The sequence below is a fragment of the Halobacillus sp. Nhm2S1 genome (assembly GCF_019599545.1).
Classification (GTDB): domain Bacteria; phylum Bacillota; class Bacilli; order Bacillales; family Halobacillaceae; genus Halobacillus.
In genome coordinates this window covers 77,746-93,687 of sequence record NZ_JAIEZV010000001.1, presented here as the reverse complement: position 1 = coordinate 93,687, position 15,942 = coordinate 77,746, and the positions used below count along the sequence as shown (strand labels likewise).

The following is a 15,942-nucleotide window of genomic DNA, read 5'->3' as shown; positions in this document are numbered from 1 at the left end:
CGATTATTTTATCGGTAGGGATCTTTGCATTTATCAGTGATTTTGCTGCTTTTATCAGTATGTTGTAGATACGACAAAAAAACACGACCTGTGTAGGTCGCGTTTTAGATGTGGCGTTTGTTTTCTTCTTGTTTGAGCCAGTGACGGATGCCTTTACCTGCGTGGGGTTCGTCTTGGAAGCGGGGGATGATGTGCATGTGAGCGTGGAATATATGCTGTCCACCGGTTTCGTAACAATTGTAACCAATGTTGTAGCCATCTGGTTGAAGGGTTTCATCCAGCCATTCTTTGACCTGTTGAATCATTTCCTGCGTATCCATCCATTCCTCTCTGGAAAGGTCGAACACCGTGGTTCGATGTGATTTTGGAACGATCAAGCCTGATCCTTTTAAAATCCGTTGGTCTTTTTGAACAAAGTAGCAGGAGTCGTTCTCGAAAATGATTTTCTGCTCTTCATCCGCCTCTAGTGAGCATAAGATGCATGGATCCATGTCTTCCCCTCCCTATGTAATCGGTATGAAACTTTCAATGAGGATAAAAGCCATCATGGAGGAAATCACAAGAATGATCGTTCCTCTGATGACGCGATCCTCCTTCAAATAACGAACGCCTAAGAATACATACAAAAAAGCCGATACAAATGCTATGAGTTCAATGCTAACGTTAAAAGAGAAAATCCAATGGGACAATAAAAGGATAAGAGCAACTGACGCGACCATCACCTCTAAAATCCGGAACATCCTTTTCCCCCTTCTACAAGAATAATATCATGAACCTCCCCGTTTATGAATATCCAATATCTCTTCGCCTCCGATTATTATTCTCTACAAAAAGCAGGCTTGGATAGGCAAAGAAAAAGCGAACCAGTCTAAGAGGGTAGACGGTTCGCTTTCTGGTTAAGTTTGAGAACTTATTTAATGATGTTGTGAATTAAAGTCGGTTTTTCGACTTTTTCACCAGAAATCGTGTAGGCTTCCTTCACTTTCTGGATAGAATCATCCGGCTGCTCATCATCACTGATCAAGACGACAAGCGCTTCGCCGGCTTTGACTGGATCGCCGATTTTCTTCTTAAGGCTGATTCCGACGCCGTGATTGATTTCATCTTCTTTCGTTGCACGGCCGGCTCCGAGATACATAGCAGCTATACCGATCGATTCTGCATCAATAGCAGATACGTAGCCATCCTGATCTGCCGCGACTTCGATTTCATGAGCCGCTCTAGGCAGACGATCAAGATCATCAATCATAGAAACGTCTCCACCTTGGGCTTCAATCAATGTGCGCAGGGACTGGAAGGCTTTCCCGTTCTCGATATTGGCTTCGATTGCTTTGTAAGCTTCTTCATAAGTAGAGAATTTCTCAGCAAGCACAGCCATATGGGAAGCGATTTCAAGGGAAAGCAAACGCAAGTCTTCTACATTCTTCCCTTGTAGAATTTCTGCTGCTTCTTTGATTTCGTTCGCATTTCCTACTTCATACCCTAGGGGCTGATTCATATCACTAATGACAGCTACCGTGTTACGTCCGAGGTTATTTCCGATATTCACCATCTCACGAGCAAGGGCTTCAGAGTCTTTAAGCGTTTTCATGAAGGCTCCAGAACCTGTTTTCACATCAAGCACAATGCTGTCTGCTCCTGATGCGATTTTTTTACTCATGATGGAACCAGCGATCAATGGCAAGGAGTTTACGGTACCTGTCACGTCTCTCAGTGCATAAAGCTTTTTGTCTGCAGGGGCAAGGTTTCCGGTTTGACCTGCAACCGCAAGCTTGTGGGTATTCACATTCTCGATGAATTTTTCTTTCGTCATTTCGATTTCAAGGCCTTTGATGGACTCTAATTTATCAAGCGTTCCACCTGTATGTCCAAGTCCACGCCCGGACATTTTTGCAACGGGGATGCCGACAGAAGCGACTAATGGTCCTACGATGAATGTTACTTTATCACCTACACCACCTGTAGAGTGCTTATCCACTTTTTTCCCTTCAATCGCAGAAAGGTCAATGGTTTCTCCAGAGTCTACCATCGCTTGCGTCAATGTGGCTGTTTCTTCGGCGGTCATGCCTTGGAAGTAAATCGCCATTGTGAAGGCTGAAGCTTGATAATCAGGGATTTCACCTTTGGTATAACCTTCAACGAAGAATTCAATCTCTTCTTTTGTCAATTCCCCGCCATCACGTTTTTTTACAATAATGTCGTACATTCTCATCTCGATCACCCTTTACTTAAAATTTAAGTGAGAAAGCGTCTCTTAGGGACGCTTTCTTTTTTTATGCTGGTAATGTTTTTAAAAGTTCTTTTACGAATCCTAGGAAATCCTCACGCACTTGAGCCGTCGTTTCGATGACTTCATCATGGGTAAGCGGCTGATCTAAGATTCCGGCAGCCATATTGGAAATACAAGAGATCCCTAGCACCCGAATGCCTGCGTGGTTCGCCACCATCACTTCTGGCACCGTGGACATTCCGACAGCATCTCCGCCGAGTGTACGCAGCATACGTACTTCTGCACCTGTCTCATAAGCAGGTCCTGTGTTTCCTACATAAACCCCTTGCTGTACCTGAAGGTTCAAACGCTCCGCTGACTGCTTCGCGTGATCGATCAAGGCACGATCATACGCTTCAGACATATCTGGGAAACGAGGGCCAAGATCTTCATCATTCGGTCCGATCAGCGGGCTGTCTCCCATATTGTTTATATGGTCGGTAATGATCATCAAGTTGCCCGGTTTGAACGTTTCATTGATGCCGCCCGCAGCGTTGGTCACGAAGAGTGTTTCCACACCAAGTGCTTTCATGACACGGACAGGGAAAGTCACCTGTTTCATATCGTAACCTTCATAATAGTGGAAACGCCCCTGCATCGCGATCACTTGTCGCCCTTCTAATTCACCAACAACCAGCTGCCCTTTATGTCCGGAAACCGTGGATTCAGGAAAGTGCGGGATTTCTGTATAGGGAATGGTGGTCGGATTTTGAATTTCCTCGGCAAGTACACCCAGGCCTGATCCTAGAATCAGTCCGACACTTGGTTCATGAGTCAATTTCCCTTGGATAAATTGAGCTGCTTCTTTTACTTGTGTTTGGTTCATATTGTTTCTCCTCCCTTATTAAATATCTTTCAAAAAGCTCTTGCCATGTTCAGGCATTTGGATTGAGAAGTTTTCAGAAACGGTGGCGCCAATATCCGCAAACGTTTGGCGCTGGTCGAGTTCTTGCCCTTCTTTGATGCCGTTGTGATAGACAATCAATGGAACAAGTTCACGTGTGTGGTCTGTGCCATGATGTACAGGATCATTGCCGTGGTCTGCCGTGATGATCAATAAATCATCATCGTTCATTTTTTCCAGCACTTCAGGCAGGCGCGCATCATATTCCTGCAGCGCTTCCCCGTACCCTTGAGGATCACGACGGTGGCCATATTTGGCATCGAAATCGACCAGATTCAAAAAGCTCATACCGGTGAAATCTTTATCCAGTGTCTTCACCAGCTGATCCATCCCATCCATATTGTCTTTCGTGCGGATCGCTTCTGTTACACCTTCTCCGTCATAAATATCGGAGATTTTACCGATAGCGACAACATCGAGTCCTTCATCTGCCATCTCATTCATGACTGTGCGTCCGAATGGCTTCAAGGCATAGTCATGACGATTGGATGTACGTTCAAAGGCTCCTGGTTCCCCGATGAACGGGCGGGCGATGACGCGTCCGACCATGTATTTCTCATCTTTCGTGATTTCACGGCAGAACTCACAAATTTCATAAAGCTCTTCCGGTGGAATGACATCTTCATGGGCAGCAATCTGCAAGACAGAATCGGCAGACGTGTAAATGATCAAATCTCCCGTTTCCATATGATGCTCCCCTAATTCCTTAAGGATCTCCGTCCCTGAGGCCGGTTTATTTCCAACAATGCCACGACCGGTTTTTTCTTTGATCTGATCGAGCAGCTCATCTGGAAAGCCGTCCGGGAATGTACGGAAAGGCTGGTCGATATAAAGCCCCATGATTTCCCAGTGGCCCGTCATCGTATCTTTACCGTTCGAGGCTTCCACCATCGTTGTGTAATGCGCTTTCGGCTTATCTGCCTTGTCTATTCCCTGGATCTGTCTGATATTGCTGAGGCCGAGCGATCCCATATGCGGCATGTCCAACCCGTTCATATGTTCTGCGATATGCCCCAGGGTGTGAGCTCCTTTATCATCGAATTTTTCTGCGTCCGGAGCTTCTCCTATCCCTACAGAGTCCATAACTACTAAAAATACACGTTTGAATGAATTCATCAAAGATCCCTCCTAATGTTTAATTTCCCAAATTCGTGAAAAACTACCCACATTCTTAAGATGTAGGATGTCAGACAACTAAAAATGCAAAAGAGTTTATGCCCGTGGATGATACGAGCGATAAACATCTTTTAACCTTGTCTTGGAGACATGAGTATAGATTTGTGTTGTTGAGATGTCTGCGTGGCCAAGCATTTCCTGAACGGCCCTAAGGTCGGCGCCATTTTCCAGAAGGTGTGTAGCAAATGAATGGCGCAGCGTATGGGGGGTCAATTCTTTATTGACGCCCATATCCCTAGCAACCGCTTTCAATATCTTCCAAAACCCTTGTCGGGATAAGGCGTTCCCGTGATGATTGACAAACAGTTCTTCTGTCTGTTTATGCTTCACGAGTGCATCGCGACCGACTTGCAAATAATTTTCAACTGCATCTTTGGCCATGTCACCGAGAGGAATAATCCTCTCTTTCGATCCCTTTCCAAGACAACGGACAAACCCCATCGTCAAATGCAGATCCGTCACTTTAAGAGAAACAAGCTCCGTGACCCTCAGTCCAGTGGCATACAGCATTTCAAACATCGCTTTATTCCTCGCTGAAAGCGGGTCTTTCGCGTGGATGTTCAAGAGCTTGTCCACATCGTCTGATGAGAGCACTTTTGGAAGCTTCCTTTCTTTCTTCGGTGTCTCTATATGTAAGCTCGGATCCTGTTCTGTCACCTTCTCCCGGATCAGGAACTGGTGAAAAAGACGAATGGATGACAACAACCGTGCGATGGTTGCTGACGAGCGCCCCTCGTCGTTGAGGTGATGCAAATACTTCATAATATGGGAGCGGGTCATTTCATCCCAGCTTTTCACTCCTAATTCCTGCTGTAAAAAGCGATCGTACTGTGTCAGGTCCCGCTTGTAAGATTGAATCGTGTTAGGTGATAAACCGCGCTCTACGGTCAAATAATGAAAAAAATCTTCCAGCGCATGCTGCATCGTCCATCTACTCTCCTAACCGAAAAAATATCGACAGCCGATCCGTCCATGGCTGGTCCACAGGTTGATAGACTTTGACTGCTGTACCTCCTGGTGGATCGTATCGATGTTGGCGCTCATATTCTTCATGCACCATTCGTAAAGCCATATAGAAAACGCAAGTACAAACAGTAAATACAATCAGGACTTTAACCAAATCTCTGAAACTGCTCTTTAAACGGGTCATGATACTCCCCTCACTTCCGTACCTTTTTGTAAAGGATATGCCTAAATTCCTTACAAATATACGTAGAATGATGAGAGAATCACAGAATGGATCCGCTTATGAACAGTATAAGTCCCATCTAGCTTTTAACCTACACGATTTTCACTCATTTGTAAATAAAAATACAAGAGTCAGAGATTTTAAAAAACGGATACACGAAAGTTCATTCACTGCCCTCGAGCTTATGTAGAAAGACAAAATAAAAGCCACTATGTCCTTCATAGCGGCGGTCTTTTTTATTCTTCATTTGATTTGGCAGATGATGTCGTCACGGCCTGCTTCTGGCACACACGGCATATGCCATGGAACGTCAAGCGGTGATCTTTCACTTCAAAACCCCACTGAGTTTCAACGATTTTTTCTACATCCCCTAAAAGATCTTCATCGATTTCTTCCACAGATCCACACTCTATGCATACAAGGTGATGGTGAAAGTGTTCGGCACCTTCTTTTCTCAAGTCATATCGGGAGACGCCATCTCCAAAATTGATTTTATCGACAACTTTTAGTTCTGATAGTAATTCCAATGTTCGATAGACGGTTGCTAGACCAATTTCTGGTGCTTTCTCTTTTACGAGGAGGTAAACATCTTCCGCACTTAAGTGGTCTTCTTCATTTTCCAAAAGTACACGTACTGTAGCTTCACGCTGCGGGGTCAGCTTATAACTCTGGGAATGCAGCTGCTTTTTTATTTTATCTATACGATGTTCCATATCGTTCGTCCCTCCCTCGTAATACCAACTTCATTATAATCAGAGACAGAACGAGTGTCAAATTATAATTATTTTAATCTGTTAACGATAATCATTATTATCTAATACATTTTACTTGTAAATCCATTTCAATACATATTCCAAAAAAGTGTTGCTGAGAAAAACTTCCACAACGGAAGAAACCATCAGAATGGCAATCAACGCACCGAACAGAGCACTATATCTTACAAAGCCCTTCATGATCGGCTGATGAACGCGACGAATGAAAAGCTGTTTGCATAAAGTCAGTGAAAAAATCAAAGCAAGAGATCCTGCTATCAAATATACAGGAATAATAATGACATTTTGAGGGGCGATGGAAACGGATGAAATCAACAATCCATACCAACCCATCTGATTGACTAGAAAACCGACGGAAAACCCGAGCACCAATCCTTTGAGGAAAAGTAAAACCGTGATGATCGGCATCCCGATGACAGAGATCCCTAACAAAAATAAGAGAAGCATATATTTAAGATGGTAAAGAACACTGTCTTTCCACAACGTAGCCTTTCCTGTTCCTCCGATCATCGTCTGCTGCTCGAAAAATTGTTTCAGATAGAAGAAGAGATCCTGCTTTTGGACAAAGTTCATACTGTTTACGATCACTGCTCCGAAAATCATCCCCATGATAAAAAGAACGAAAATGAAAACAAAAATATTCATATGGGTTTGAACGTCGTTTTTAACCATTCGCATTCCCTGCTGCATCTTTTATCCACCTTTCTCTTCACCGGTCTATGACCAATCTATGAGAGAGATGGAAAAAGTAGACCAAATCCAGCTCAGTTTCTATTGAATTCTTCCATACCGTCCGCCTCCACCCGCTTGTATGGTGAGTGTGCCTTTTCTCATCGCGATGATCCGTTCAACCACCTGTTCAGGAATGACTGCTGTCAATTGTTCGCGTGAAACCTCATGGATGACAGCCATCTCCGTTCCAAAAGCTTTAATAAGTTTCTCGTAGGTACGCGTTCCTACTCCCGGGAGAGATGATAGAGGCACTTGATAGACATACGGTGGCCTTTCTTTCTTTTGTGTACTAGATTTCAACTCCTGCACACGGTCGTTTACCCCTTTGACGATCTTTCTCGATCCACAGGCTTCGCAGTGAGAAGCAGAAAGTTCAGCTGGCGCGAGACATTTCGCACAAACGGTCTGATGGTATTTCCCCATGGCAGGGCTCATCCCATAATTGGTGAGGACTTTCCTTCCCTGCTGGTTATGAAGGGCCATCTGCAATTCCTCAAAATTCAGCGCCTTCAATGTCATTTGCTGATACTCCCGGGCAAGCTTCCCTAAGGAATGAGCATCAGAGTTGGTCACATAGGTGTACGGTTCGAGCTCTCCAATCAGATCGGCCATCCCTGTATCCGCGCTCAAGCCAAGTTCCACAGCATCAATTTTGTCAGGATCAAGAACCTCCCTTAATGTCTCCTTCACCCCTTTTCCATAAAGGCTTTTAAAAGGTGTGAAGACATGAGCAGGAATGAAAATCCCCTCATGATCTTTCACATACTGCTGGAGCTCGCGAGCGGTGCCATAAAAACGCTGAGAGCTTAAATTCACATTTTTCATCTTATGAGAAAGCCAGGCGGTGAACGCTCTCATCCGATTCACCGTCGGAAAATAACAGAGCACATGGATGGGACCGGAACAAGCCGCATCATACACTTCAATTTCAGAACCTAAAAGGAGGACCGTATCTTGATAACGGATACCCCCTCCCTTTAATTCCACTGCTTTCCCGCGATCAATAAGATCCAACATTTCTTCCTGTACAGAAGGAGCCTGAGCATCAATGACTCCAACCATATCGAGCCCTTTTCGATTCGTCGCTTCTTCAAGGATATTCGAGAGTGTCAGCGATTTGGATCCGGTAATTTTGACAGGCTTTCCGTTCCAATCCCTCCCGATATGAATATGTAGATCGACGAAAAACGTATCCATCATCTCGCATTTCTCAATTTCATGTAAAGGATGGCATAGGCGGTTTTCGCATCATGGATCCGCTCTTCTTTTTCCAGAGCTTCTGCTTCCTCCACTGTCAGTTCGATTTGTTCGACGAACTCGTCCTCATCTCCGTCCGGCTGCTCCTCCATCGGTTGAATCCGGTCCGTGAAGTATAAATGTACGATCTCATCAGCGAACCCAGGAGAGGTGTAGAAAGAAGTAATGAATTCAAGGTCATCGGACGTGTACCCTGTTTCCTCTTCCAGTTCCCTGAGCGCACATGTTTTCGGGTCTTCTCCTGGCTCAAGCTTGCCTGCAGGGATTTCGATGATGCTTTTCTCCATCGGTTTTCTGTACTGTTCCACACAAACGAGCTTTCCTTCTTCCGTGATCGCAATGACGGCGACAGCACCTGGATGACGAATCAGTTCCCGTTTAGATGTATTCCCATCGGGTAAAGTAACACTGTCGATATCCAATTGAACAATTTTCCCTTTATAAATCGTTTCTGTTTCATATGTTTTTTCTTCGAATTTTTTCAAAACATTCATCCTCTCTTGTTCCTATCGTTATTTTATCACAGGAGTGGCATGGAACCGGAATAATCCGCTACACTTAACTTGGAAAGGATGATGACATGAACAAACGTCAATTAGGATCTTCCGATTTATATGTATCCGAAATCAGCCTTGGGTGCATGTCGCTCGGGACGGATCATAACAAAGCGAAAGACATCATCGACCGCGCCGTCGATGCCGGCATCAATTACTTAGATACGGCCGATTTATACGATTTTGGAGAAAACGAAAAAATCGTAGGAGAAGCGGTCAAAGGAAAAAGGGACGAATTATTAATCGGAACGAAAGTCGGCAACAACTTTAATCGTGATGAAAAGGACTGGCACTGGGACCCCTCCAAAGAACACATTAAAGAAGGTGTGAAAGACAGCCTGAAACGACTGGGTATCGATTATATCGACCTTTATCAACTGCACGGCGGGACCATTGAAGACCCGATTGAGGAAAGCATTGAAGCTTTCGAAGAGCTTAAACAAGAGGGACTGATCAGAGAGTACGGCATCTCTTCCATCCGCCCGAATGTCATCAAAGAGTATGTAGAAAAATCCAATATCGTCAGTGTGATGATGCAGTACAATGCCCTTGACCGCCGCCCGGAAGAGGAAATTCTCAATCTGCTTGCAGACAATGAAATCAGTGTCCTGGCAAGGGGCCCGCTGGCAAAAGGGATGTTATCTTCGAAAGGTCAAGAAAAGGCCCGGGAAAAAGCAGAGAATGGATTTTTAGAGTACAGCCAGGATGAAGTATTGGAAATCGCAAAGCAATGGCAATCCTTCACCACGAACGAGAGTACAGCAGAAACGCTCGCGCTTCAATATGTCCTGCAAAATCCAGCCGTCGCGACCGCTGTCTTCGGAGCAAGCTCTGTGGAACAGCTGAACGACAACTTGCGCTACCTTGAGTCCCCTCCATTGACGGACCAGACTTTCAAGAAAATGCAGGATTTAACAAGAGGAATCACCTATCAAAAACATAGAGCCTAATCATGCAGTACAAACCAAAAGACGAGAACTCCCTGCCCCAGGGTCATTCTCGTCTTTTTCTATAGGAAACGGGGATCAACGGTCGTCTTTCCATGTTTCCTTTAGTACACGAAGCCAATTTTTATAGGCGATCTTCTCGATATCTTCCCGGCCCAATCCTTCTTTTTTCAACAGCTCAAGTACTTTCGGCACACCGGTCACATCTTTAAGAGCGGACGGTACCCGGGTGCCATCAAAATCCGACCCTAAAGCGACATGATCGATTCCAATACGATCGATCATGTAATGGATGTGTTTTGTAATATCAGATAGAGAGGCCCCTTCGTTATTCGCCCCATCTTCTGTCACCATATTGGGATTGATACTGTAGGTGACCCCGATCAGACCGTTCGACTTTCCGATGGCATCGATTTGTTGATCTGTAAGGTTTCTGGTAACCGGACAGATTTGATGCGCATTGGAGTGGGTAGCTACAAGCGGAGCATCACTGATCGAGGCGACATCCCAAAATCCTTTTTCATTCAAATGAGAAAGGTCGATCATGATTCCTAATCGGTTACACTCACGCACGAGATTTTTCCCATATTCTGTAAGACCTGGTCCCGTATCAGGAGAAGAAGGGAATCGGTATGGAACTCCCTCTCCGAATGCATTGGCCCTGCTCCAGACGGGACCAACGGATCGCAATCCGGCTTCATACAAGACGGAAAGCGCATGCAAATCTTCATCAATGCCCTCGGCTCCTTCAATATGTAGGATTCCTGCCATGTATTCTCCCGCGATCGCCTTTTCTAGATCGTCAACTGTCCGCGCTGCTTTGAATTTCCCACCTGATTGTGCTTCCATTTTTAAAAAGCGTGCAACCATCTTGTAGGTGTACGCACACGCATAGGCATAAGACAACTCTCGTGGAAACGGTTTTTCATAACCCTTTTCCGTTTTGTAGGCGACAGGGAGTGGATCGGTTTCCGGGTTCGGGCAGAAAACGGCGTAGAATCCCGCAGCAAGCCCCGAGCGGTTGCCGCGTGGCCAATCTATGTGCCCTTCTTTCGTTCCTGTAAAAAAGGGCTTCACCCCATTTTCATAGTTCATCATCGTATCATTATGTCCATCTATGAACGGCATTTTCATCTATTTCTCCTCCTTAAAAATCATCATTTTGCTCCATAAAGGTTGTGGAAGACGCAATTCCGAAACTTTTGCTGGGTGGATGGGGGCTACGGGGAATAACCAGCTTTCCAACCACCCCACACTCACATAATTGGTAACGAACCTCGTTTATCTCAATATAGCCCTTACACAATCCTGCCTTACTCTTAAATTACGAATAATATATATGGATTTGACAAGTATTCATTGAGAGCGTTCCTGCATAAGGAATGGGAGCGGGAGTCCGTCTTGAGGATGATGAAGATTCTTCCAAATTCGATTACACTAATACTATCAAAACCTTAGGAGGAATGATATGAAGAATACGGTAATGAAAAAATGGGACTTGGAGCGTCTTTTTCCTGATGGACTCGAGCATGAACTGCAACTGAAGAATGAACAGATGGAAGCTCTACATGACCAGATAAAGAACTCAAATACCCCTGAAGTCTTCAAGGATTTTCTACTGATTGTAGAAGAAGTACAAAAGCTTTACTCTGACGTTTTTGCGATCGATGAATATGCCATCTGCCTATCCTCTGAAGACGTTCAGGATCGGAACGGCCACTACTCTATGGATCAAAGTCAAAGGTTAAAAGCAAAAATGGAAACTCTGTTATTGACCTTCGACCAATATATCGCTGCCATCCATGAATCTTCCTGGCATGAATGGATCCAAGCAGAGGAACTGGCCGGGATCCGTACTTCTTTAATGGAGCGGAGGAAACAGATGAAAGAGCGATTAGCCCCCGAATTGGAACAGGCCATCCACACATTGTCCATGAATGGATTCGAAGGATGGGAAGACCTTTACGAGCAGGAATTCGCCCGCCTTCGTGTACCTGTGGAAGAAGATGGTGAGCGAACGGAAATGTCGTTTGATATGGCGTTCATGAAGGCGATGTTATCCGAGGATCGTTCCGTCCGCTCTTCCATTGCAGCGTCCATCATTGAGGTTTGCAAACAAAATCAGGACCGTTTCGCTCTTATTTTTAACCACTTCGCCGGTTTCAGAAATGATTTATACGAGCTCAGAGGCTGGACGAATCCCCTGAAAGAAATGTATGAGCAGAACAGAATTACAGAAGCCTCTGTCAACAGCATGATGAAAGCACTGCACGACCATAAGCATCTTTTCTATCAATTCCTGAAAAGAAAAGCCCAGATCGATCACATTGCAAAACCGGACTGGTATGATTTATATGCACCTTCTTTCACAGCTAAGACAACACTTACATATGAAGAGGCAACGGAAATTGTGATCAAACAGTTCTCTCGATATAGTGAGAAACTCGGAGACTTTGCCAAGCAGGCTTTCCATGACGGATGGATCGATGCGGAGCCATATGAAAACAAGCGACACGGTGCCTTTTGCGCCTCGTTCCCGCATGCGAAAGAAAGCCGGGTGCTCCTTTCTTTCCACGGAACGTATCAGGATGTCGTGACTTTGGCGCACGAGCTTGGACATGCTTATCACAATACGTTGCTTCATGAACAACCCGGATTTGCCCAGCATGCAGGAACAGGGCTTGCAGAAACAGCATCCACATTCGCAGAGAACCTTGTATTGGACGCGGCGATTGATCATGCAAAAACAGAAGAAGACGCCCTCTCCCTCTTAGAAATGAAAATCATCAACGGACTGAAATACACTACGTTCATTCCAGCTAAATTTGAATTTGAAAAGGATTTTTATGAAAAACGGAAACAAGGAAAGCTCTCCTCTTCAGAGATGATCGATTTGATGGAAGCAAAAGAACGGGACTGGTTCGGAAACCAGCTGGAACAGGTGAATGCTTATAATTGGATGAGCATTCCTCATTTCTATGATACCGAAAAAGCTTTTTATAACATTCCTTACACCATCGGTTATCTGTTCAGTAATGGCATGTACTCACACTACAAAGAACATCCTGCATCATTCCCTGAAAAGTACGATGACTTGTTGAGTCGTTCCGGAGATCTGCCGATGGATGAACTGTGCGCAGCTTTTCTCGGTCAGGACCTAAGTACGCAGTCGTTCTGGAACGAGGCATTCCGCCCCTTGGAGGATGCCATTGAGGATTACCTCAAGAGAACAGAAAACGATATAACATAAAACTAATACTCTACCCGTAATAGACTGGAGAGTTAAAAAGAAGCGGCTCCGCTACGAATGGTAGGGGGCTGTTTCTTTCTTTCATGGTATGTAGTCCCTTTATTAGTAAGAGTTGTGGAAATAAAAGGGGATTGGAGTACGGTTGTAGAACATGGAACAAGTCATAAAAAAAGGAGGGCGATTATGAGCAAATTCAGTTTGTTCGGTAAGTTTACTGTTCAAGAAGGCGAACGTGATCCAATGGTCAATCTTTTGTTGGAAGCAGCTGAATCCATGAAAAACCTTGAGGAATGCGAGATCTATCTCGTCAATGTTTCTGAAAGTGAACCAAATGCTGTTTATGTTTATGAAGTGTGGAAGAGCGAAGAGGCTCATCAAGCTTCTCTGACTCTTGAAACTACCCAAACGTTAATTCGTCGCGCAAAACCAATCATAACGGGAATGGAAAGAGTAAAAACCTTACAAACAAGAGGCGGAAAGGGTATCGGGCAGGATTCGAATTGAGGGAACGAGTATGAACATGCATGATTCCATCCTAAAAAATAGAACTTCCTATGTTAAGGAAGTTCTATTTTAGTATGTTCTTATAAAACTACTTTTTTATGTTAGAAACTACTGATTTTCCGCTGTTTCTTCGACCGGATCATGGCACGGATCTGTCCACGGTGGCTGATTTCATCTTCCATGACGTGGAACCATAAGTAGTAAGGGTTATACTTTACTCCGTTCGGCCAGGAGCGTTCCTCAAACAGCCAATCATCGTCCTTTTCTTTCAAGTATTCAAGCGTCGTATCTCTCGTCGTCTCAAGAAGATCCAAATAGTCGTCCACAGGTATATCACGGAACTTCGCACGTGCCTTGTCCCCCAGTTCAAGTGCCGCTCCCCATTCATCCTGTTCCTCTGGCGTTAAATCCCTCTCGTCAAAACTGATGATCTGATGGACAAACTCAATCGCTGCCATGTGGGAGAGAAGCATACCAATGGAGTTTCCACCGGTTTCGCACTCATCAAGTTCATCCTGCGTGAGATCCGCGACTTCCTGGATCGTCACCGCACGTGCGTGTTCAAGCATACAAACGAGTTCCCCGATTTTCTCAGAAAAACCTTTTTCTGATTGAACTTGATAAGAAATCATGAAAACTTCCTCCTCTTCTTTTTTACAATTTCTCAGATTTTGAGCCCGATTTCTTTGTTTTTTTACAGGCTCTTTATACATATTCGACACTTTCATGAATGAACCTTCTTCAAATCGTTGAGAGACTCGAATTTTGTAGATATTTTTGTTGTTTAATCTTGATTAAATGACGGTATATGCTAAGTATGAACAAAGCGGTGAGGTCTGTTCGTCAAACATTTGCTAGCCCCATTAAATTTTGAGGAGGAACATACGATGAACATTAAAGTGGGCATTTGGAACAAGTTGACAAACCAAGACAAGATGACCCTTTTAAAAGCCGTAAGCCAACACTCTCTTACAAAAAAATCAGCGTAATTATACACAGCCTTCCACGAATCTCTCTTCTAACCATCGCCATACTCTCAAACCCAACCCGGAAACAGCCTCCATATTCTTCTGACAAAAACCTGCATAGGCAGGTTTTTTTGTCGTTCCCTCCTTTTGTCAACTTTATGTAAAGTTGTGTTCCATTCGTCTCCCTCCTGCATAAACCCTTTTTTGAGCGAATAGATAAGTACCGAAGGACAAGGCTGGAACACTCTTCGGTTAAAAAGGGGGAATGGAACATGAAAGTGGCGATCTTCACAGATACGTATGTATCGCAGGTCAATGGAGTCGCTCGAACGTTGAAACGGTGGACCGAATATCTCGAAAAGAAACACATCTCCTACAGGGTGTATGCTCCTGACGTGCGGAGCAATGAGGAGTACGTGAATCATATCCATAGATTTAACAGCGTCCCTTTCTGGTTATACCCGGAATGCCGGCTGGCCCTTCCGAATGTAATGAAAATTAAAAGGGACCTTGACGCGTTCCAGCCCGACCTGATTCATATCGCCACTCCTTTCAACATCGGACTCGCGGGGCTGCATTACGGAAAGAAGATGGGCATTCCACTCGTGGGTTCTTATCATACGCACTTCGATCAATATTTAGACTATTATAAATTGTCATTCCTCTCCCCTTTTGTCTGGAAATACATGCAATGGTTTCACCAGCCCTTCAAAAAAACATTCGTCCCTTCCCTTCATACCAAAAGTGAATTAGAGCAGCACGGTTTCCCTAACATCACCCTATGGCAGAGAGGTGTGGACCATCAGCTTTTTTCCCCCGCACATGATGATGACACCGTGAGAAATCATTTTGAAATCGTTGCCCCCATTCTATTAACCTATGTCGGACGACTAGCGCCGGAAAAGGGGCTTGACACCCTCATGAACGTGGCCAAAACCCTCCCCGAGGACATGAATAAAAACATTCACTGGCTCATCGTAGGCGATGGTCCTTTACGGGATGATCTTCAAGCGAAAGCCCCGAAGAACATGACGTTCACAGGCTATCAGGAAGGAGAAAGGCTTGCTCGTATTTACGCCTCTTCTACGTTATTCGTTTTTCCTTCAGCGACAGAAACATTCGGGAACGTCGTCCTTGAATCCCTATCCTCAGGAACACCTGTAGTTGCGGCGAACGCCGGTGGTGTAAAAGAGATTGTCAGCCATGAAAAGACAGGCTTGTTATGTACACCGCATGACCCTCTCTCTTTTACTCAGGGAATTGTAGATCTCCTTTCTGATCCGCATAAACTGGCTTCCATGGAGGGTCTGGCGCGGCAGGAGGCCCTCAGGAGATCATGGGATGAAATTTTCGAACAACTGCTCAACGATTATAAAGAAGCGATCGGCGATCTTAAGCTCGCCTCCTTCGCCTAGGGAC

The 15,942-nt window shown here is 44.8% G+C and carries 17 protein-coding genes; 4 read left to right on the top strand and 13 right to left on the bottom strand.

What is annotated here, in order from left to right; genetic code table 11:
• Positions 1 to 104: 104 nt before the first annotated feature.
• The 11 genes from K2225_RS00465 to K2225_RS00415 form a co-directional block, all read right to left on the bottom strand.
• Complete coding sequence (locus K2225_RS00465) at positions 105 to 491, bottom strand: HIT family protein (protein ID WP_220583023.1); 387 nt, start codon at positions 489 to 491, stop codon at positions 105 to 107.
• A 12-nt stretch (positions 492 to 503) separates the two neighbouring features.
• Positions 504 to 740 (bottom strand): hypothetical protein, encoded by a 237-nt coding sequence (locus K2225_RS00460; RefSeq protein ID WP_220583022.1) that lies wholly within the window; start codon positions 738 to 740, stop codon positions 504 to 506.
• A gap of 170 nt (positions 741 to 910) precedes the next feature.
• The gene (locus K2225_RS00455; RefSeq protein ID WP_220583021.1) at positions 911 to 2,212 is read right to left on the bottom strand and encodes a pyrimidine-nucleoside phosphorylase; all 1,302 of its coding nucleotides are present in this window, start codon (positions 2,210 to 2,212) and stop codon (positions 911 to 913) included.
• A 61-nt stretch (positions 2,213 to 2,273) separates the two neighbouring features.
• Entirely contained in the window at positions 2,274 to 3,095 is an 822-nt protein-coding gene (locus tag K2225_RS00450) for a purine-nucleoside phosphorylase (RefSeq protein WP_220583020.1), read from the bottom strand.
• Between the two features lie 18 nt (positions 3,096 to 3,113).
• Positions 3,114 to 4,289, bottom strand: coding sequence for a phosphopentomutase (deoB, locus tag K2225_RS00445; protein WP_220583019.1), 1,176 nt, complete (start codon positions 4,287 to 4,289; stop codon positions 3,114 to 3,116).
• Positions 4,290 to 4,385: 96 nt separating this feature from the next.
• A complete protein-coding gene (xerD, locus tag K2225_RS00440) occupies positions 4,386 to 5,273 on the bottom strand; it encodes a site-specific tyrosine recombinase XerD (RefSeq protein WP_146817844.1) in 888 nt (295 codons plus the stop codon).
• Positions 5,274 to 5,280: 7 nt separating this feature from the next.
• Positions 5,281 to 5,499, bottom strand: a complete 219-nt coding sequence (locus K2225_RS00435) for a DUF4227 family protein (protein WP_146817846.1) — start codon at positions 5,497 to 5,499, stop codon at positions 5,281 to 5,283.
• A 275-nt stretch (positions 5,500 to 5,774) separates the two neighbouring features.
• Complete coding sequence (gene fur, locus K2225_RS00430) at positions 5,775 to 6,251, bottom strand: ferric iron uptake transcriptional regulator (RefSeq protein ID WP_146817849.1); 477 nt, start codon at positions 6,249 to 6,251, stop codon at positions 5,775 to 5,777.
• Between the two features lie 111 nt (positions 6,252 to 6,362).
• The gene (gene spoIIM, locus K2225_RS00425; RefSeq protein WP_146817851.1) at positions 6,363 to 7,001 is read right to left on the bottom strand and encodes a stage II sporulation protein M; all 639 of its coding nucleotides are present in this window, start codon (positions 6,999 to 7,001) and stop codon (positions 6,363 to 6,365) included.
• An 81-nt stretch (positions 7,002 to 7,082) separates the two neighbouring features.
• On the bottom strand, positions 7,083 to 8,240 hold the full coding sequence (locus K2225_RS00420; protein ID WP_220583976.1) for an endonuclease Q family protein: 1,158 nt from the start codon (positions 8,238 to 8,240) through the stop codon (positions 7,083 to 7,085).
• Complete coding sequence (locus K2225_RS00415) at positions 8,240 to 8,785, bottom strand: NUDIX hydrolase (RefSeq protein WP_220583018.1); 546 nt, start codon at positions 8,783 to 8,785, stop codon at positions 8,240 to 8,242. The genes K2225_RS00420 and K2225_RS00415 overlap by 1 nt, the downstream gene beginning before the upstream one ends.
• A 95-nt stretch (positions 8,786 to 8,880) precedes the next feature.
• Between K2225_RS00415 and K2225_RS00410 the strand changes: the two genes are divergently transcribed.
• Positions 8,881 to 9,804 carry an aldo/keto reductase gene (locus K2225_RS00410; protein ID WP_220583017.1) on the top strand — a complete coding sequence of 308 codons (924 nt, stop codon included), beginning with the start codon at positions 8,881 to 8,883 and terminating at the stop codon, positions 9,802 to 9,804.
• A gap of 75 nt (positions 9,805 to 9,879) precedes the next feature.
• Here K2225_RS00410 and K2225_RS00405 read toward each other — a convergent pair whose 3' ends face one another.
• On the bottom strand, positions 9,880 to 10,935 hold the full coding sequence (locus K2225_RS00405; RefSeq protein ID WP_220583016.1) for a dipeptidase: 1,056 nt from the start codon (positions 10,933 to 10,935) through the stop codon (positions 9,880 to 9,882).
• A 334-nt stretch (positions 10,936 to 11,269) separates the two neighbouring features.
• Between K2225_RS00405 and K2225_RS00400 the strand changes: the two genes are divergently transcribed.
• On the top strand, positions 11,270 to 13,051 hold the full coding sequence (locus K2225_RS00400; protein WP_220583015.1) for a M3 family oligoendopeptidase: 1,782 nt from the start codon (positions 11,270 to 11,272) through the stop codon (positions 13,049 to 13,051).
• A gap of 183 nt (positions 13,052 to 13,234) precedes the next feature.
• Positions 13,235 to 13,555, top strand: coding sequence for a putative quinol monooxygenase (locus K2225_RS00395; protein ID WP_220583014.1), 321 nt, complete (start codon positions 13,235 to 13,237; stop codon positions 13,553 to 13,555).
• A gap of 101 nt (positions 13,556 to 13,656) precedes the next feature.
• On the opposite strand, the gene K2225_RS00390 is transcribed toward K2225_RS00395, so the two are convergent.
• Positions 13,657 to 14,187 carry a DinB family protein gene (locus K2225_RS00390; RefSeq protein WP_220583013.1) on the bottom strand — a complete coding sequence of 177 codons (531 nt, stop codon included), beginning with the start codon at positions 14,185 to 14,187 and terminating at the stop codon, positions 13,657 to 13,659.
• 608 nt (positions 14,188 to 14,795) lie between these two features.
• On the opposite strand from K2225_RS00390, the gene K2225_RS00385 reads away from it, so the two are divergent.
• Positions 14,796 to 15,938 (top strand): glycosyltransferase family 4 protein, encoded by a 1,143-nt coding sequence (locus tag K2225_RS00385; protein WP_220583012.1) that lies wholly within the window; start codon positions 14,796 to 14,798, stop codon positions 15,936 to 15,938.
• The last annotated feature ends 4 nt before the right edge of the window (positions 15,939 to 15,942 follow it).